Source organism: Dickeya sp. CFBP 2040, assembly GCF_012273755.1.
GTDB lineage: Bacteria > Pseudomonadota > Gammaproteobacteria > Enterobacterales > Enterobacteriaceae > Dickeya > Dickeya poaceiphila.
In genome coordinates this window covers 1-19022 of record NZ_JAAVXH010000094.1, presented here as the reverse complement: position 1 = coordinate 19022, position 19022 = coordinate 1, and the positions used below count along the sequence as shown (strand labels likewise).

The 19022-nt window shown below is 46.9% G+C and carries 13 protein-coding genes and 2 pseudogenes; 12 read left to right on the top strand and 3 right to left on the bottom strand.

Translation table 11 applies throughout. The features are described from left to right. Positions 1-188: 188 nt before the first annotated feature. Positions 189-455 (bottom strand): annotated as a pseudogene (locus Dpoa2040_RS14550) (transposase); the annotation flags it as partial. Between the two features lie 663 nt (positions 456-1118). On the opposite strand from Dpoa2040_RS14550, the gene mdtH reads away from it, so the two are divergent. From mdtH to Dpoa2040_RS14490, 12 genes are all read left to right on the top strand, one after another. Next, positions 1119-2321 (top strand): multidrug efflux MFS transporter MdtH, encoded by a 1203-nt coding sequence (gene mdtH, locus Dpoa2040_RS14545; protein WP_168641720.1) that lies wholly within the window; start codon positions 1119-1121, stop codon positions 2319-2321. A 25-nt stretch (positions 2322-2346) separates the two neighbouring features. Next, a complete protein-coding gene (locus Dpoa2040_RS14540) occupies positions 2347-3105 on the top strand; it encodes an SDR family NAD(P)-dependent oxidoreductase (protein WP_168641719.1) in 759 nt (252 codons plus the stop codon). Between the two features lie 113 nt (positions 3106-3218). Beyond that, a complete protein-coding gene (locus Dpoa2040_RS18480; protein ID WP_168641718.1) occupies positions 3219-4046 on the top strand; it encodes an aldolase/citrate lyase family protein in 828 nt (275 codons plus the stop codon). Position 4047: 1 nt separating this feature from the next. Next, positions 4048-4572, top strand: a complete 525-nt coding sequence (locus tag Dpoa2040_RS14530; protein ID WP_168641717.1) for a MaoC family dehydratase — start codon at positions 4048-4050, stop codon at positions 4570-4572. Further along, a complete protein-coding gene (locus Dpoa2040_RS14525; RefSeq protein ID WP_168641716.1) occupies positions 4569-5501 on the top strand; it encodes an ornithine cyclodeaminase family protein in 933 nt (310 codons plus the stop codon). Before Dpoa2040_RS14530 ends, Dpoa2040_RS14525 begins: the two co-directional genes overlap by 4 nt. A 3-nt stretch (positions 5502-5504) precedes the next feature. Continuing rightward, positions 5505-6746, top strand: coding sequence for a hypothetical protein (locus tag Dpoa2040_RS14520; RefSeq protein ID WP_168641715.1), 1242 nt, complete (start codon positions 5505-5507; stop codon positions 6744-6746). A gap of 7 nt (positions 6747-6753) precedes the next feature. After that, positions 6754-8052: a hypothetical protein gene (locus Dpoa2040_RS14515; protein WP_168641714.1), complete on the top strand. Its 1299-nt coding sequence runs from the start codon at positions 6754-6756 to the stop codon at positions 8050-8052. A 67-nt stretch (positions 8053-8119) separates the two neighbouring features. Continuing rightward, positions 8120-9163 carry a cupin-like domain-containing protein gene (locus tag Dpoa2040_RS14510; RefSeq protein WP_168641713.1) on the top strand — a complete coding sequence of 348 codons (1044 nt, stop codon included), beginning with the start codon at positions 8120-8122 and terminating at the stop codon, positions 9161-9163. 14 nt (positions 9164-9177) lie between these two features. Continuing rightward, a complete protein-coding gene (locus Dpoa2040_RS14505) occupies positions 9178-10377 on the top strand; it encodes an aminotransferase class I/II-fold pyridoxal phosphate-dependent enzyme (protein WP_168641712.1) in 1200 nt (399 codons plus the stop codon). Further along, positions 10370-11443 (top strand): 2OG-Fe(II) oxygenase, encoded by a 1074-nt coding sequence (locus Dpoa2040_RS14500; RefSeq protein ID WP_168641711.1) that lies wholly within the window; start codon positions 10370-10372, stop codon positions 11441-11443. Before Dpoa2040_RS14505 ends, Dpoa2040_RS14500 begins: the two co-directional genes overlap by 8 nt. Before the next feature lie 181 nt (positions 11444-11624). After that, positions 11625-13142 carry a methionine--tRNA ligase gene (gene metG, locus Dpoa2040_RS14495; protein ID WP_168641710.1) on the top strand — a complete coding sequence of 506 codons (1518 nt, stop codon included), beginning with the start codon at positions 11625-11627 and terminating at the stop codon, positions 13140-13142. 116 nt (positions 13143-13258) lie between these two features. Next, complete coding sequence (locus Dpoa2040_RS14490) at positions 13259-18295, top strand: amino acid adenylation domain-containing protein (protein ID WP_168641709.1); 5037 nt, start codon at positions 13259-13261, stop codon at positions 18293-18295. On the opposite strand, the pseudogene cbl reads toward Dpoa2040_RS14490, so the two are convergent. Beyond that, positions 18274-18399 (bottom strand): annotated as a pseudogene (gene cbl, locus Dpoa2040_RS18540) (HTH-type transcriptional regulator Cbl); the annotation flags it as partial. The gene Dpoa2040_RS14490 and the pseudogene cbl overlap by 22 nt on opposite strands. 268 nt (positions 18400-18667) lie before the next feature. Next, the coding region (locus tag Dpoa2040_RS14480) for a putative zinc ribbon protein (protein ID WP_168641708.1) at positions 18668-19022 on the bottom strand (355 nt) is incomplete at its 5' end.

The following is a 19022-nucleotide window of genomic DNA, read 5'->3' as shown; positions in this document are numbered from 1 at the left end:
CCAAAGCGGTCATTAAGCGGTGTTGTTGACAATCTCGCGGATACGCAGGCGCAGGGCGCTGTCATCGGCCGCCACAGAACGGTAACGGAACGAACTGCGGCTGACCTGCAGTGCAAAGCAGACCTGCCTCTCGCTGGCCCCGTAGCGTGCCTGCTGCTCCCGGACCCATTCACGCTGCCGTGACAGCGTCAGGTCTTTTTTGCCAGCACGTCCTGCAGCATCACCTTGTCGAGGCTCAGATCGGCCACCAGCTTCTTCAGCCTGAGATTCTCTTCCTCAAGCTGCCGTATGTGTTTCAGCTCCGAAGGAGAAATCCCGCCGTATTTCTTGCGCCACGTATAGAACGTGGCATCGGAAATGCCCAGCTTACGGCAGACCTCCGGCACGGACGTCCCCAGTTCAGCCTGCTTCAGGGCAAAAACAATCTGCTCTTCGGTGAATCGTGATTTTTTCATCGGCACCACCTCCATTCAGGGAGTGTAGATCATGCCGTCATTCTGTTTCTGAATGGAACAGGATTCTGGGTCAGGGTCAGGGTCAGGGTCAGGGAAAATACCATGTTGGTATTCTGTTTCTAAATGGAGAAGGATTTGGGCCAAGCTCACAATTAAACATATAAAGGCAGCGACGCGTATGGACACCATGACAATTCACAACAAAAAACCAACAAAAATGCAAACAAAAAAATAAAACACTCCTGAGGATAAGTTAAATGAATATTTACCCAAATAATATCAACTAATTAGAATTTTACACTCAAAATGCATTATATATTCATTAACAATTAGAATGCAAAAACATAAAAACTTTCACAACTCATTGACAGAGCTTGAGTGACTAAGGTAAAACTTGTCCTAAGAGCAATAAATGACATAACTTTACGAAAATTGACAATAAGGATTATTATCAATGTATGGTTTATGAACCCTCGTTCTTTTGAAGAAGACTTATAGAAAAATCTATTTATCCAATGTTAGATACCATTATTATGTGTATCTACAATCCAATTTATAGTGTAATTAAAACCATCGATGTAACCTACGATAAACAATGATAAAGAATTAATATATTAAAAATATTCCTGAATTTTGCTGACGGTCTCGTTAAAGGTAACCAGCATGGCATCTATATCTGCGGTTAGAAAAATTGGCAAGGGATTTATACTTTTTGATAATTTACTGATCGTTGTTGGATTTTATATTGTTTTCCCTATTATTTCCATTCACTTTATTAATGATCTTGAATGGAGTGGATGGGTTGTAGGGTTTGCATTGGGTATGCGACAGTTATTACAGCAAATGTTAGGAATTATCGGTGGTGGTATTGCCGACCGTTTTGGTGCTAAACCGATGATCGTCAGTGGCATGTTCATGCGAACACTAAGCTTTGCCACTATGGCCTATGCTGACCAGCCGTGGATTTTAATTAGCGCATGCATTTTATCTGCCTTGGGCGGCGCAATGTTTGATCCTCCACGCTCAGCAGTCATCATGAAAATTACACGCACAAATGAAAGAGGTCGATACTTTTCCATTCTGATGATTCAGGATAGCATTGGTACTGTATTGGGAGCGTTACTGGGCACTTGGCTTATTCATTATAATTTCAGTTCTCTGTGCTGGGCAGCTAGCGGATTGTTTTTTATAGCTGCCTTATCAAATTATTTTATTCTACCTGCATTCAAAACATCGACCGGTAATCAAACCATTATTAAAGGGCTGACCGCCGTGGTTAACGACCGCAAGTTCGTTAAATGGGTACTGACACTAACAGGATATTATATCCTTAGCGTCCAGGTTCTAATGATGTTACCGATGGCACTTTATCATGTTGGAAAAAGCGCCAGTGTGATAACAGGCATGTACGCGATTGAAACGCTTCTCTCCGTTTTTTTGCTCTATCCTATTGTAGTATGGAGCGAAAAAAGATTTTCACTTGCCACACGTATGTGTATTGGACTCATGCTGATGATTTTGGGGCTGGTATTTATCGGCTTTATTACTCAAACCGCAGTCATGTTGATCAGTATTTCCATATTTTACCTAGGTTCTATCATTGTAGAACCTGCCAGAGAAACATTGAATGCTTCACTGGCAAAACCGAATGCTCGCAGTAGCTATATGGGGTTCAGCCGATTGGGTCTGGCATTGGGTGGCCTTATGGGATATTGCGGCGGAGGCAGCCTGTATGATCTGGGGAAAACGTCAGGCATCAGCGAAATGCCTTGGATACTTTTGGGAGCAATTGGCCTCTTAACACTATCAGCTCTTTATTATCAATTCATGTCACCAAAAGTTATGCGTATTAAATTCGAAAACTAATTATCGACTATACAGGCGGAGTGAAATGGACTTATCTGGTAAAAATGTGATTATCACAGGAGGAACGCATGGCATTGGAGAAGCAATTGTCAGGAAATTTTCTGCCGCCGGCGCAAATATACTGTTCACATATAAAGACTCAGTGGCTAAATCTGCGAAACTCTGTGAGAGCCTTAATAATGAAACGACCTCCGTCACTGCACTTCAGTGTGATATGTCGGATTTCCGCTGCTGTGAAAAAATCATCGAGCACAGCGAAAAGACGCTGGGTACCGTCAACATTCTGGTCAATAATGTTGGTATTCTAACCCGTGATGCCTTTATCAATATTGATGAGAAAGCTTATGACAGGGTGATGGAAACCAACCTAAAAATCCCTTTTTTTCTTACGCAGTCTGTTGCAAAGCACATGATAAAAAATAACATCAATGGCAGCATCATTAATGTCTCCTCTCTCAGCGCCAGGCTGTGTCGGAGTCGGGTAGCACATTATCAGGTTGCAAAGGCTGGAATGGAAAACCTGACGAAAAGCGCCGCCTATGAACTTGCAGAATATGGAATAAGAGTCAATGGTCTTTGCCCGGGACTAACGGCAACCAATGCAAACAGGCAGCAATGGGAAGAACAGCCTGAATTATGGCAACAGCGAGCAGCAAATATCCCTTTGGGTCGGACAGGGCTACCGCAAGATCATGCTGGTGCAGCGCTATATCTAGTTTCAGATGAAGCATCCTGGGTTACGGGTATTACACTGGTTATTGATGGTGGCATGGCGTTATATTGATCCGGCCTGTTTATCATTACTGTGAAGGAAGCGTCGATGATAGCCGTGGCTTATCATTATTATAAATAAAATGCATTAACACGATAAAACACTCAGAGCAAAGGAGAATTTCTGTGGCGGATTTCAGCTGGCTATGCGGCCCTGCGACTAATGAAAAAATTTTTGAAAAAGGAAAAGAATTCGAAGCGGACTTTGTAATTCTCGATTTAGAAGATGGACTCGCTCTGGATCTGAAACAGCAGGGAAGAAATCGCGTACTTGCAGAATTAAAAAATAACAATCCTGCTCGCTATGCAGTGCGTATAAATTACCTTGCTGATGAACAAGGAATTTGCGACCTGCAGTTCTTCTCCAGAAATAAAATAGCGCCAGAATATATTATTATTCCTAAGTTCAGTCACCTGCGTGAATCAGAAATTGTTAAAGAGGTCTTATCACCTTTTCAGCCCAAGCTGAAAATCATCCCGGTAATTGAGTCTATCAAAGGATTACGTTTCCTGCGTTCAGCAACTACCATTCCGGACTATATTACCTCATTTCATTTCGGGGCGGCTGATTTTTCTCTTGACATGGGATTTAACCCTAAAAAGGCCACACTAACAAAATATAAAGAAGAGCTGAGTTTTCTCTGTCATGAGCTTAACGTACCGATTATCGACTCCCCCTATTTCAATATTGATGATCTGAGTGGGCTTCAACAGGATTGTATTACTTCGAAAGAGCTTGGTTATCAGGGTAAAATCGCTATTCATCCGCAGCAACTGGCCTCAATTAACAGTGTATTCAGTCTTCATCATGATGAAGTCAATCAGGCACGCAATATAGTTGAACGACATGAAAATGAAACTATCGTTAAACATAATGGTGAAATGACAGGGCCACCGTTTATTAAGTACGCTCAAAACATTCTTCACTCTGCACTTACAGAAAAAGGAAAATAAAATGGAGAAAGACAAGATTCTGTCTCGTCTGGTGTACAAAGGTCATAACCGTTACGAAGAAAGTCACGGCTTGTGGTATGAGGATTTTATACCCGGTGAAATCTATATGCATAAACCCGGCCGAACAGTCACTGAGATCGATAATATCTGGCAATCCCTAATCAATCTTAATAATCACCCCTTACATATTGATAATGACTATGCCAGCGAAACTGAATTTGGCAAACCACTAGTATCCAGCTTAGTGACATTCGGTATTGTCGGTGGACTCAGCCTGGCCGGCACTAGCGCAAGAGGGATCGCCAATCTTGGATGGGACAAAGTCCGTTTTACTCACCCCGTCTTTGTCGGTGACACCATTTATGCTGAAACCGAAGTGATATCGAAACGGCCGTCTGCCTCCCGCCCCGGACAAGGCATCGTGACCGTCGAAACCCGCGGAATGGTTAAACGTGATGTCGTCTTTATGACAGCCATTCGTAGTTTCCTGATTCCTCTATACAACACATCAACCGATCCAGAATGATGAACGATATCCCTTTTATCACTGCGGCTAAGATCAGAGAAGCCCTCTCCATCCCTCAGGCTGTTGCGGTGCTGCGGCGGGCGTTGCGCGCGCGCGTGGATCAAGCCAGCCGCTGTCCGATGCGCACTCTGATATGGTGCGATACACCCCGCTCCGTTTTCGGCAGCATGCCCGGCTACTACCCTCACAAACATCTCTTTGTGAATAAGATGGCCAGTTTTGTAGCCCATGACGATCCTAGCCAGCCTCTGGTTAACTGTCTGGTACTGACGTTCGATACCCGGACGGGAAAACCCCTTGCGCTGCTCGATGGGACTGAACTGACTAACCTGAAATGTGCCGCAGTTACTGGCGTCATCACCCATCAGTGTGCCGCAGCGGAATCCCGCGTTCTCGCGCTTGTTGGTGCTGGAACACTGGCTACCCAGCAATTGCTGGCCGTGCTAGCCGTCAGAGATATCGCTGAAGTCAGAATTGCTAACCGCAGTCATCAGCGTGCAGCCCGACTGGCCGACTATATACAGAGACATTTTCCCCTGATCCGGGTTGTTATCTCAGACTCCGTGCAACATGCTGCGAGCGGCGCAGACATTATTTGCACCGCGACAGGCTCCTTCAGTCCTTTACTTGACCATGAAAATATTAAAGAGACAGCGCATTTAAATGTGATGGGCGCGCATACCTCTTCTTCGCGTGAAGTGTCATACCCCTTGCTTGAGGACAGTTTTCTTATTGTGGAAGACCGGGAAACAGCCATAAAAGAAGCTGGCAAGGTGCACGAAAAAGCCACCGATATTTTTGATCTGCTGAATATCGATCGGCAAGTTCTTGCGGCCAGCAGAACGCTGTTTAGCTCTACCGGCCACATCATGATGGACATGATCATTACGAGTGAAATTCTAGCGCAGTCTGGTTTGGTGGAGTTCTGAGATATGAATAAAGAGACGCTGAATAATCTGGTTACTCTTGCACGACAGCAGACGGTTTTCTATCAACATCTCTATAAGCATGTACCCGGGGAGATTTCTGACTTGACCGAACTGCCTGTGGCCACACATGAAAAAATTATGGCTATTGCACATGATGCTGAACGCGTCTCTGACATTTTTAGTGTTCAGCATGCACATGGCATGTACTATCAGTCTTCGGCTACCACCGGTAAAGCGAAATCTACCCTGTTTGGCCGTGATGATTGGTGCCGGACAAATACGCTGCTGGCTGAGAAGCATACGGCCAATAAGGTGATGTGCGCCGGGGATATCGTCTGCAATATTTCAGTCGCTGGAAGTGCTTCATTCATGGCGGTGCACGACATCATTAATATCAGCCCATCCCCTTGCTCAGAAATCCCGCTGGGATGCGATCATGACTATCAACATATCGTCAGTGTGTGTCAGCAGTTTAACGCCAATGTCATCTCAGGGGTGAACTCAACACTTTTAGGCCTGGCCTGTCACCTGTTCAAAGAGCATCAGACACTGCCGCAAATTAAACGAATCTGGGGAGGCGGTGAACTGTTTTACGGTGCGCAGCAGCAACTTCTTTCACGGGTATTCCCTGACGCTGTTTTTATTCCTTTTCTTTATGGAACCACAGAGGCCGGGGCCATCGGCTACAGTAAACCCGGTTATGCACAGAACGTATTTAATACCTTGGATGACTCTGTGATTATTGAAAATATTGACATGAAAACTGGCCTTAAAATCGTTGACTGCGGTGTAAAGGGTTCTGCTGTCATCACCAATCGCCTGCGTTTGTCTGCACCCGCTATTCGCCTCGATACCGGCGATTTTATGGAATGGGTCGATCCCGAGGGCATACCGGAAAGACGCTTCTCAATTCATGGTCGCCGCTACCCCAAGCAGTGGACTGTCGGCGAGACTCACTTCACGGAAACAGATGTCATCGCATTATTATCAGCCATTGAGATTGAGTTTGATATTATCAAATTTCAACTAAGCCTGAGTAAAGACCGTATTACTGTCATCATTTCGTTACTTAACCAGAACAGTGAGCCAGATGCAGTGAAGAAAAAACTGGATCACATTTTCATCATGACAGAAAACCCGGTTGCACGTTGTCTTGTCAGAAATAATTACGTACTAAGTATTGTCGACATCGAATACTTCACTCAATTAAGTAAACGTAAATCTAAGTTCATCACCGAAGAATAAGGCACCTATGCTCACTCAAAATGAAACAGGGTTATGGGATTGGTCGTTATGCCAGATTTCACATCAATTAACCATCGTCGATGCCGGAGAAAAGATCGTAATTGGTGCGCCACCTCTGCCCGAGGAAGAACTGATACAGGCCGCAGCATCCACCAGCCGGATACTGAAACTCCTTGTGGATATTTACGTCAATGATTTCGGGAGTGATGCTGAGAAAATGGCGCTAAGACTTGGTTTTTCAGCTGAGGCGGCAAAAATATTGTCTTTATTTCCTGAGGAGATCACCGCGAATGTTTTCGCTCGGAGCGATTTGATCCAGACAGATAATCGCTGGCAGCTGATCGAACTCAATACGGCAACGACGGTAGGTGGAATATTCTATGCATCTCTGCCCCGTCTTAGTGGATATCAACAGTCTTACGATACGTTAAATTTATGGGCTAAACATTCGACTGAATATTTTGATTTCAGTGGAAAGGTTGTTTTCATCGAAGATGACTCTGTGTTGGCGCATATGAAGCTTTCCCTGCACGTAATGGCTGATGAATTGAAAAAATATATACCCTGCAAAAATATAGAAATTATCGGTCATCGTGAAGTGAGTTTTGATGGCCAGTTTCTTTACGGGCCTAGCGGGAAAATCGATACGCTTTATCGACTTTTTAATGAGCGCGATATCAAAGAGCGCTTTGATGAATATCAGCCTGTTCTGCAAGCCATACAGTCAGGCGCAGTTCGCTGCCCGATGAGCCCTAAATTTAATGTACTGAGTAATAAAGGTATTCTTGCACTGCTATGGGAAAAAGTGCGCGCTGGTGAACTGTCTGCGGATGATAGCGAATTTGTCGCCGACTTTGTTCCTCATACCTATTGGTTGACGGAACACACCCGGCAGGAGGTTCTGATGCAGAAAGATCGTCTGGTGATTAAACCTATCGACGGTAATTGCGGCCTGAATGTTTATATCGGTGCGGACGAAAGTCACGATGACTGGCAATATATTGTGGATTCAATTCTGCAGACTTACCATTCACGCGCCTATGTTGCTCAGAATTTTGCAGCCCCCTCTTTGATGAATGTGACGCTGGCCCATGAAGATGGTTCGCTTTCAGTGGAATTGCAAAAAATAATTTGGGGAATATTCATATTCGGTGAGAAAAATCTGGGTGGTTTTATCAGGGCTAAGAATGCATCCGGATCGAATATCATAAATCATGCAAATGGTGCCAGCGTCGGCCCGATTCCTTTTTGTCAATGGATGAATGCAAAGGAAATGGGAAAACTCAACATTTCAGTCAATCAGTAAACATCAACCTTAGCAGCATTATAGCCAAACGCTTTTTACAGCGTTCATATTTCAAATGGAGAATACCATGGCTTTTAAAGTTGAAAGAATTAAATTACCATCAAACAACGTATTTGAAAAAGAAATTATGCACCCCCTACAACCTGTGGTTATTACTAACCTTTTTGAAGGTGACGTTATCAGAGAGATTAACACGCGTGACAAAGTTGTTGAGCACTTTGGTAATATGATAATCGGTATTCAGGATGAATATGGTGAAGCGTATAAAAAACAGGCTGGTGCCAATTCGCCGGGTAATAAGAGCGGTACGCTGAAAATGACGGTTAAAGATTATCTGAAGTATTTGGAGACCACACCAGATACAAAAATGATGTGCATTGAATTTCCCAGCCCGAAAATACTGAGCGATACCTACCATATTCCTGATGTCTGCCGTACCCGTCCGGGGGAAAGCGAAAAGTTCGTTAATCAGTGCTTTATTGGTAATAAGGGAAATTTCGCCCATATTCACATTGATAAAGCAGGTACACACGGTTTCCTGTATCAGGTATTTGGCCGTAAACGTTTTATTACCTGGCCCCAGTCGGCTTCTCATAAACTGGCCCCTTTTGCACAGATCGCGGGCTGGAGCCTAGAAAATTTCACGGATGCCGATCGTCAGGCTTTCCTAGAGTTTACCGGCGGATGTGAAGTGATACTGGAGGCCGGGGAATGCATGTTTGTCCCCGCTCTTAGCTGGCACTATGTTGATTATATTGAAGACAGCATGTCCATCAGTCTTCGTTTCCGTCGTTCAGATTACATTACCCGCTTGGCTAATGTGACCTTCCCGGATTTTTATTATCAGGGAATTGGCTACAAACTCTCTTCACCACAAGAAGCAAAGCAGTACGAACCCCTGTTGCAGCAGTTAGAAGCAAAATGGGCTCAGCACTATGACGATGGTGTCAGCAAAATGAAAGACATCCGCCAACTGACCAAAATGATCTATCACACACTTTATCCTGAGGCACCGGAGAAGAGTTACTTCCTAGAATATGAGGATTATCTTCCTCCCCTGCTGCCTGAATTTCTTGATGCCAACAATACCAAACGCCCTAAATACGCCTGACACGGACTTTAATTATGAGACAATTTGCAAATATTCAGAAAATGATCGAGTTAAGCATGCCTTCATGGCGTGAAGCACGCAGCAAAGGCCTGACCAATATCCGCACCACAGGATTTGTCGACAACAAACTATGCACTGCTGAAGGCCATAAATTCATCAATATGATTTCGTGCTCATATCTCGGATTAAACCGCCACCCGGATATTCTTGCCGGCGCTATTGCGGCTATTCAGCAGGAAGGGGTGATGAGCACATCCGCATCACGCGCACGCGTAGCACCGCAGCTAATGGATGACGTGGAAGCTGCTATGGGACAGGTTTACCAGTCCGAAGCTATTCTCACGCCATCCTGTACGTCCTGTTCTGCGGTGGTTTTACCCCTTATCGCATCCGGAATTTTTACTGAAGGTAAAAGACCGGTAATGGTATTCGATAAGAACTGTCATTTTTCAATGAATGTAATGAAAGCCGCCTGTGGCGATGAAACCACAGTATTGACAGCCCCACACAACGACGTGGAATTCATTGAACAGTTGTGCAAAGAGCATGACGTCGTCGCCTATATTGCTGATGGGGCCTATAGCATGGGAGGGAATGCTCCCGTTAAAGAACTGGTAGAACTCCAGAAACAATATGGCTTATTCCTCTATTTCGATGATTCTCATGCCCTCTCCGTATATGGCGAACGGGGTTGCGGTTTCGTCCGTTCGCAACTTGAAGAGATGGGTGATCGCACGATTATTGTAGGCTCGCTGGCCAAGGCATTTGGTGCCACAGGCGGAGTTATTCTGTTTGGTAATCCATCATGGCGGGAGATTTTTGACTATTGTGGTGGCCCGCTTGGCTGGTCGCAGATGATTAATGCCGCTGGCTTAGGGGCCGTCTATGCCTCGGCAAAAATTCACCTATCTGATACCTTGCCGGTTCTGCAAAAGCAGCTCAGTCAGATGATGAATGTCTTTGATAACACCATTCCCACCGCGAACGCCGGTAACGGACTGCCTATTCGAATCATCAATCTTGAAAATACTGAAAGCGCAATTAATGTGGCTCAGTATATCTACCAGCAGGGCTTCTATACTTCCGCCGTATTTTTCCCGATTGTTGCACGGGGTAAATCCGGGCTGCGGATAATGGGCCGTGCCGATATGCATGAAGAGGATATTCATAATTTCTGTCGGGTTCTGGAACAGGCGATCCACCACTATGGGTAATACAGAATCACTGAACCGACTGCATGTCACTGATGAAGCCCTGCCAGAAGATGTACTGGAGCAGACTCTCCATCTGATAAACAATGAAGCAAGGTGGGAATTTGGTTCATTGTCAGACCGTGAAGGTTTATCCTTTGGCCACTGGAATCAGGAGATCCTACAGGCAACGCCGCGAAATCAGCAGGATAAGCAGTCGTTGCTGGCGCAAAATCCTCTGTACCAGCCGGTTAATCGGCTCTGGAAGCTGATCCAAGATAGATGGTTGCCAGAACATAAACTTGTGCGTTGCTATGTAAATGCACACACTTATGGCATTGAGGGGTATCCTCATACGGACAGTCGCAGCCCGGGGCATTTCACCACGCTGATTTATCTGAATAAAACCTGGCGCCCTGAGTGGGCAGGCGAGACAGTATTTTTTAACCATACTGGTGATATTATTCAGTCTGTGATCCCGCGCTATGGCCGGCTGGTAATTTTCGACGGACGCACTCCACATGCTGCGCGTTCTCTGAGTCGCCGTTGCGGTGAACTGCGTCAGACGTTGGTGCTGAAAAGTTTTTTACCGCCAGCAGAGTCTGATGCAGAAGCCTCTGCACGTCGGCTTATTCAGCAGTACAGCGGCGATGATAAAAATAGTTACGGCTACAGTGTAGCCGATCATTGTCTGGGTCTGTATGCCATTCTTAAAAACTGGCAGGCAGAGCAACCGACCCTGTCAGTGTCATTATTTTACTTGCTCTATCTCCATGCATTGACAGCACATCTGGATATGGTTGCTCTGCGCCAGAAAGTGACAGAGGCGGTGGGTCATGCTAATGAAACGATGATTTATGACGTGGCCAAAAAGTATCAGACCAAGGGAGGAGTAAACAAGGTCAGTCCAATGACTATTACCGGACTGACTGATCATCCACCTCAAATTTATCCCTTTATTGAGGCGACGCATCCCTACTTTAACGTGATCATTGCGCTGGAAGTGGGAACTGCGGTATATACCAATACGCTTTATAAGGATAACGCCCTTTGTAAAATAGCGAAAGCACTAGGCTATTTGTCAAATTAAATAGTATAAATATTCATTGCGCGGTTTTAATCGCAGTGCTGTATTTTCTCATTGAAACTTGGGTCTGTGCCCGCATTTAATTTAAAAATGCGGGCACAATCCCATTTACATCATAAAAGAAATACAATAGAGTGGATTAAGATAAATATCAGACTCATCGATAAAGGATTTCTCTAAGGCCATGATGTCATACATAACCACTCCGATATATTATGTTAATGATAAGCCTCATATGGGGCATGCTTATGCGACTATCCATGCAGATGTAATACATCGTATTAAAAAAATGGCGGGATATAAGAGTTTCTTTTTGACCGGCGCGGATGAACATGGTGAAAAAATTGCCAAGGCAGCTGCTGCACGTAATATTACTAACGAAGAATTTGTACTCCAAAATGCCGAACATTTCATTTCCGCGTGGAAAGCATTAAATATCGACTATTCTTTCTTTGTTAGAACTTCGTCATCCTTCCATAAAGATTTTGTGCAGAATCTACTGCAAAAACTTTATGCCGCTGGCGATATCTACTCAGCAGAATATGAAGGACTTTATTCCGTTGGCCAAGAGCGGTTCGTTACCGAAAAAGAACTTGTCAACGGGAAAATTCCGGAAGATAAAGATCCTCCTGTCATTCGTAAAGAGAAAAACTACTTTTTTAGAATGTCAAAATATCAGGAGTGGATTAAAGAATATCTGGTCGGACACCCTGATTTAATTTCACCTTCTCAGTATGCGAATGAAGTATTACAGATGTTGAATGATGACATTGGCGACCTGAGTATTTCCCGGCCAAGAGAGCGTCTTTCCTGGGGTATCCCTATACCTTGGGATAATGAGCATGTGACTTATGTCTGGTTTGATGCACTTCTGAGCTATCTTTCCGCCATTCATCATGCTGATCCAGAGGATTTTGAGGCGTTATGGCAATCATCTCAACACATTATCGGTAAAGACATATTGAAAACACACACTCTTTTTTGGTTGAGTATGTGTAAAGCGCTGGGCTTTACTCCCTACAAACGTCTGCTGGTTTCCGGGCATCTGTTGGGCAGCGATGGACGTAAAATGAGTAAATCTCTGGGTAATGGTGTGGATCCTCTCTTTGCTGCAGAAAAATACACCAGCGATGTGCTCAGATATACACTGATTAAAGAACTTCGTTTTGGCTCAGATGGCATAATCAGTGAAGACGTTATTCAGCAACGTTTAAATAACGATCTGGCTAATGACATTGGAAACCTACTTTCCCGTACAGTAGCCATGATCAATAAATACAGTAATGGCACGCCACCCGCATTATCTGAACAGACAGCTCGTGATCATTTCCTCATTCAACTTGCTGCTCATACGCTTGACGCCATGATGCTACTGGTCGATGATATGAAATTATCCATGGCTTATGAAAAAGCGCTGGAATTCGTCCGGGAGCTTAATAAATTCATTAATGATAGTCGCCCTTGGGATTTATTCAAACAAGGTGAAAAACAGCAACTGGATGAAACACTGGCCATACTTTATTACAGCCTTGACGTAATATCACGAATATTCTATCCGGTCATGCCGGAGAAGTCTTTGTTAATGAGAGATATTCTTGGCCTGCGCAGCGATGCTCTATTATGGCAGTTGCCTGTACCTAAGGATAATAACCCGCAGGTTTCCATAAATATTTCTCCTTTATTTGAGAAAATCACCAATTAATTTTTAGCTGCGCGATGTTTTTTCGCGCAGCATTTTCTCATTTGTAAAAATATCATTTCACAGCATTGAAACTTATCTGATTAATGTCAGTCCACTCTCTCAGACTAGGTAATATCATGAATGAATCACGTTTCTCTCCCGTTGCCATAATAGGGTTATCCTGCCGTTTCCCTGGTAATATAAGCACACCGGAAGAGTTATGGGATCTGTTAAGTAAAGGTATTGATCCGCTGACGGACATCCCGGCAGAGCGCTGGCAGGATGCATTTCTGGATAATCAGCCCTGCGCGACACATCGCGGAGGATTTATCAGTGATATAGATCAGTTTGATGCTGGATTTTTTGATATATCGCCAAATGAAGCGCAGGCAATGGATCCCCAACATCGCCTGTTGTTAGAGGTCAGTCATGAAGCCTTTGAAAATGCGGGAATACGTGTTGCTGATTTGATGGGCACTAATACCGGGGTTTATATCGGTATTTCAAACTCTGAATATCTGGCGGTGGGCAAAGACCAGGGGGAACCCGTCGGACCCTTCTCGCTGATGGGAACCACATTCAGTACCGCAGCCGGACGTATTTCCTGGTCATTCGGCCTGGAGGGCCCCAGCATCGCCCTCGATTCGGCCTGTTCTTCTTCATTAGTGGCCGTTCATCAGGCAGCCTGTTCTTTAAACGCCCATCACTGTAATCTGGCACTCGCGGGTGCGGTTAATCTTATTCTCAAACCTGACGGTTACATCAGTTATTCCGCACTGAACATGATTTCACCGACAGGCAAATGCGGTAGTTTTTCTGCGGATGCCGATGGGTACGTACCCAGTGAAGGCTGTGCAGCACTAGTCTTGAAAAGGCTTGAAGATGCTCAACGGGATAACGATATGATACTGGCCGTACTGAAAGGAGGGTACATCAATAATAGTGGTCGTAGTGAAAATCCCCTGGCCTCGGTCCCCCAGCCCCAGGTCGACGTTATCCGACAGGCACTGCGCGTCAGCCAGCTCGATTATCATGCTATTGATTACTTGGAAACACATGGTTCTGGCAGCCCGATAGGGGATTTTCAGGAGAGCGCCGCGCTCAATGCTGTTTTTGCCGGACGTACCTCCCCCCTGCTTATTGGTAGCGTGAAAACAAATCTGGGCAATATGGAAGCTGCGGCAGGCATGGCCAGTTTGATTAAAGTCATACTCTGTATGCAACATCGTCAATTGGTCGCAAATTTGCACTATTCCGCCCCCAGTCCTCGCATTGACTGGCAGGCAACTCCACTACAGGTTGTGACTGAACTGATCCCTTGGCCGAAAGGTAATCACCCCAGAACAGCAGGGATCAGCGCACGTGGTATCAATGGTACTAATGCGCATCTGATTTTACAGGAGTGGCCGGCAGTGGATGAGAGAACATCCAGCAGAGATACGCAGGCTCACCCACACCCTCTGTTTACTGCTGCGGCTAAATCGGTTGCAGGACTGGCCAATACCCTTGATGCTCTCGCGGACAGCCTACCGGCGTGTCAGACCCGGCTGGCGGAGTGGTGCAGGGCGACGAATCTCCAGCGCTCGGCTTATCCTGTGCGGTTTGGCTGTCCGGTAACAGATGCAGCGACTTTGCGCCAACAACTGCGCAGCCAAAGCCATCGTCTCAGGCAGGGAAGTGCTGAAATACCGTCTCCACGCCTGCCCAGGGTTATTTTCATTTACAGCGCAATGCCTGCTGTCTATTGGCCGGCGATGAACGATTTTTATCAGCATGAGGACGGTTATCGTGAAGCATTTGATGACTGCCTGGCTGATATCCCTTTTCTGCAAAACACGACATTTCACTCTCTGGCAGACTCCGCTGCAAACACGGCTGATACTTTGTTAAAGATAGCCCTTTCTTTGAGCCATCAGTATTCGCTCTTCCGCTTATTACAACAGCGAGGGGTGAAGCTGGATGCATTTAATGTCGAACACCTCACTCCGCCCATGAGTTGCCCACCGGATATCACCCCCGACGCGTTGCAGACGTTGGTGACCGACTTTATGCGCCTACTCTCCCTGCCTGGACTAGGTCATGTGGCAAAGCCCTTATCGTTTGACGACGGGTCAGACACAGATGGCAAGCGTCCCCTCATTGCACTGGTCTTTTCTGATGATAATCAATCAGAGGCAATGGAGAGATCCTCTGCGCAGATGAAGAGAATGAGGCTGCCGCAGCAACGAGAGGATTTACAGGCGCTATGGGTGTCCCTGTTTATGGCAGGTGCAGAAATCAACTGGCAACGCTACCACGGCGACCGGCGGCCCGTGCTGTCATTACCGGTGACAGGCATGGCCCGTTCTCGGGTCTGGTTCAACGCCATGCCTCGTTCTACCGCGCCCGCAGGCGTGGCTGCCGGCTCCAGCAACATCTTCACCCTGCCTTACCAGCCCCTGAGAGACCTCAGTACCTGGAGTGTCGCCACCTTTTCACTTTCGCCGGATATTGACACCAGCCGGGCTTCGCTGCTGTTTGCTGCTCTGGCCTTTTGCTATCCCCACCACACAGCTCATAGCAGGCAGCACTGGTGGTTTAAGCATGAACTCACCAGCCGAGCACTGACACTGGGTGTTGATCCGGCTGCCGGTGATGAAAACACACTGGCCCTATTGGTCCGCACATTTAGCGCACTGTACCGTGGGGAATCATTACCTGTGCCTGCCACCTGGCCATCCGCTTTAGTGGTCCTGCCCGCACCTGTTCTCCCGGTAACCACATCTTCTGCGGAGAGCGTGACGCCGTGGGTGGACCTGCAGCTCGACCAGCAGGTCATCAACCAGATTTTCTCTCTCTGTCGTGATTATCACTGCCCGATCGGGCATTTCCTGCTGGGCTGTTTTAGTACATTCCTTTACAAGTTAACGCGTCAGAATGACTTTTCGCTTGCACTAAATGGCTGTCTGCCTGCGGACCTAGTGCTACCGATGCACCAAGTTCTTGTGCAAAATGTTTATTTTTCTTCTGACACACCTTTCATGCAATGGGTGACTAATAGCATGCTGGATCCGGCGCAACAGGCCATCATTCCCCTCAACCCAGAGGATCCGCATCCCGCGATAAACGTCCAGTTTATTCAGCGTAGCTCTTTCGCGGATTTAAGCGATCTGCTGACATTGACAGATTTTGTTTCTTCATCACCCGCTGCGATGCTGGCACTGGACATTATGATGACGGAACCGACACTGGCATGCCGTTTGCATTTTTCACCGGAAAAACTGTGTCCGCAACATGTCAGCCGATGGGGAGAGTGGCTAACCGCTATCATCAGTCAGGCGGTTGCGAATCCAAGGATGTACGCCGGTCAATTCGATTTACTCACAGAACAACAGCGTAACAGGATGTGGAAAGAGGCCAGAGACACTACACGTGAATACCCGTTACATCAGGGACTATCACCTCTGCTGGAGCACACATCATCACGCACAGCGATTATCTGTGGGGACAGAAAGTTAACCTACAGGGAGCTTCACCATGAGGTGAATAAACTGGCAAATTTGATGTTGGCTCAGGGAATCAAACCCGGACAGGCTGTCGGCATGATGCTGAGTCGCACCAGCTATCTCATTAGCTCACTGCTCGCGGCCGTGAAAATCGGTGCACCTTATGTGCCACTTGACCCTACCTATCCCGCCAGCCGTCTGGCCGCAATGATAGAGGCGTCACAAATCGATATCCTGTTCTCTGATGCTCCTCTCCAGGAGGGCATTGCCTATACCGGCAAGGTGATCAATCCCGCCACGGCCATAAGTGTCGGACCGGATAATGATTCGCCCGGCATCTTGCCCTCGTTTGACAGCCGAACGCTGGCGTATATCATTTTTACGTCAGGTTCGACGGGAACGCCTAAAGGTGTGATGGTTGAGCAGAGAAACGTAGTGAATTTTATCTATGCCATGCGCGAGAGCCTGCCTCTACCTGCGTACCCAGTGACTCTGGGACTGACGTCAACGTCCTTTGACATTTTTGTTCTCGAACTCTTCGTGACGCTTGCTGCGGAGGGGACGTTGGTGCTGGCGAATGAACAGCAGCAAACCCAGCCCTATGAGATAGCTAGGCTGATCCGTGACAATCGCGTCTCACTTGTGCAAATGACCCCCTCGCGCCTGCAACTGCTGGCGGCCTCTGAACTGGCGCTTGACGATATTTTCAGCACCGTATCGCTGTTACTGGTTGGCGGAGAGGCTTTTCCGGCGCCGTTGCTAGAAAGCGTTCAGAAGATCGCTGGTCTGCGCATATTCAACATGTATGGCCCAACTGAAACAACGGTATGGTCAGCGGTAAAAGAGCTGACACATTCCAGACTGATTACCCTTGGTAAGCCTGTTGCGAATACCCGTATGTATGTGCTGGATAGCGATCTTTCCCCTCTGCCACCAACGGTGCGTGGCGATCTCTATATTGCTGGTGAAGGGCTGACAAGAGGGTATTTTAACGATGAGCCGCGCACGCTTCAGGCCTATATTACCCATCCGTTCATCGAGGGTGAAAGACTGTATCGTACCGGAGACATCGCCGCCTGGACCCCGCAGGGTGAACTGGAATATTTTGGACGAGATGATACGCAAATTAAACTGCGCGGATATCGTATTGAGTTACAGGAGATCGAGAATACATTACTGACCCATCCCGCGATAACCGGCGTGGCCGTGGTACTCCGCACCCTGTCCGACGGGCACCCGGGGATTGCAGCTTTTTACACCTCGGCCATGATAATCCCTGCTGGACAATTAAAAAACTGGCTGGCCGGGCGATTGCCCGCCTATATGCTACCCAGCGTGTTTATCCAGCTTGAACGTTTTCCACTAACGCCTAACAGTAAAATTGATCGCCAGCGTTTGCCTGATGATATACAGGCCTGGCTTTCCGATCTGCCAGCCGAGTCTTCCACCTTCGTGCCAGCAGATGAACCGCCCCTGATGTTAAAACTTAAATCCATCTGGCGCTCTATTTTGGGCGATATCGCCTTAACGCCGGAAAGCAATTTCTTTGATGTCGGAGGAACGTCGATCGGTATGGTCGTAATGCACAAAGAAGTAAGAGCACGCTGCCAGCGTGATGTCGATATCGCGGTTTTTTTTGCACGACCCACGTTAGGTGAGGTTTACCGCTATCTTGCAGACAGCCGGTAGACAACAGGTTCTTCGTTATTCAGCAACAGGTTCGCATTACAGCGTTCCAGGAACTGCCAGACAAAATTATGCTGCAATTGGCCGCGCTCAGCTGTGAGTTCAACCAAGGGACGCAACGCACTTATTGAACCGTTCTGCGGGTGATTCACAGTCTAGCGTTTTTCTCTGCTTTCGTTGAGCTGTCGGACAAAAATATTAAGTCGCGGATAATGGTCAACAGCCTGTTGCAGAAATGCACGCGTGCTGACGGCATCCGCGCTGACATCATCAGATGCCCGTGTGTAAGAATGATTCAAAATGCAAACTCTCTTTGGGTTAAATCAGGAAGGACACCGCCTCTACGGCGGTATCTGGTTCATAAGGATGGGGGGACTATCCGGTACTGCAGCAGTAGTTTCTCTGCCAGTTCACTTCTTCGATGCTGTAGATACCGGTCTGACACCGGTAACAATGCTTCACGCCATGATAATGGTCACCGCACCACACACAGTACCAGGACAGCGTCATCACCGTTGCATCCAGTCCGTTGAGCATATTGCGCAGCTTTCTGTGCCTGGCCTCGGCTTTCACTTCCGGGTCGAGATGGGCGCAGTTCATCAGCACATCCCGGGCCACAGTCTGCGTATCGTGTTCAAACCACGCCGGGTCGCTGAACGTGCCGGCATGCAGCACCAGGCGACAGCCACATGAAGCACAGCTCCATCTCTGCCCCGGTACGCTCATGGCC

Coding starts and splice junctions, on each gene's coding strand:
- Dpoa2040_RS14515 (WP_168641714.1), top strand. CDS start 6,754: ATGCTCACTCAAAATGAAACAGGGTTATGGGATTGGTCGTTATGCCAG.
- Dpoa2040_RS14490 (WP_168641709.1), top strand. CDS start 13,259: ATGAATGAATCACGTTTCTCTCCCGTTGCCATAATAGGGTTATCCTGC.
- Dpoa2040_RS14505 (WP_168641712.1), top strand. CDS start 9,178: ATGAGACAATTTGCAAATATTCAGAAAATGATCGAGTTAAGCATGCCT.
- mdtH (WP_168641720.1), top strand. CDS start 1,119: ATGGCATCTATATCTGCGGTTAGAAAAATTGGCAAGGGATTTATACTT.
- Dpoa2040_RS14540 (WP_168641719.1), top strand. CDS start 2,347: ATGGACTTATCTGGTAAAAATGTGATTATCACAGGAGGAACGCATGGC.
- Dpoa2040_RS14500 (WP_168641711.1), top strand. CDS start 10,370: ATGGGTAATACAGAATCACTGAACCGACTGCATGTCACTGATGAAGCC.
- Dpoa2040_RS14520 (WP_168641715.1), top strand. CDS start 5,505: ATGAATAAAGAGACGCTGAATAATCTGGTTACTCTTGCACGACAGCAG.
- Dpoa2040_RS14510 (WP_168641713.1), top strand. CDS start 8,120: ATGGCTTTTAAAGTTGAAAGAATTAAATTACCATCAAACAACGTATTT.
- Dpoa2040_RS14530 (WP_168641717.1), top strand. CDS start 4,048: ATGGAGAAAGACAAGATTCTGTCTCGTCTGGTGTACAAAGGTCATAAC.
- metG (WP_168641710.1), top strand. CDS start 11,625: ATGATGTCATACATAACCACTCCGATATATTATGTTAATGATAAGCCT.
- Dpoa2040_RS14525 (WP_168641716.1), top strand. CDS start 4,569: ATGATGAACGATATCCCTTTTATCACTGCGGCTAAGATCAGAGAAGCC.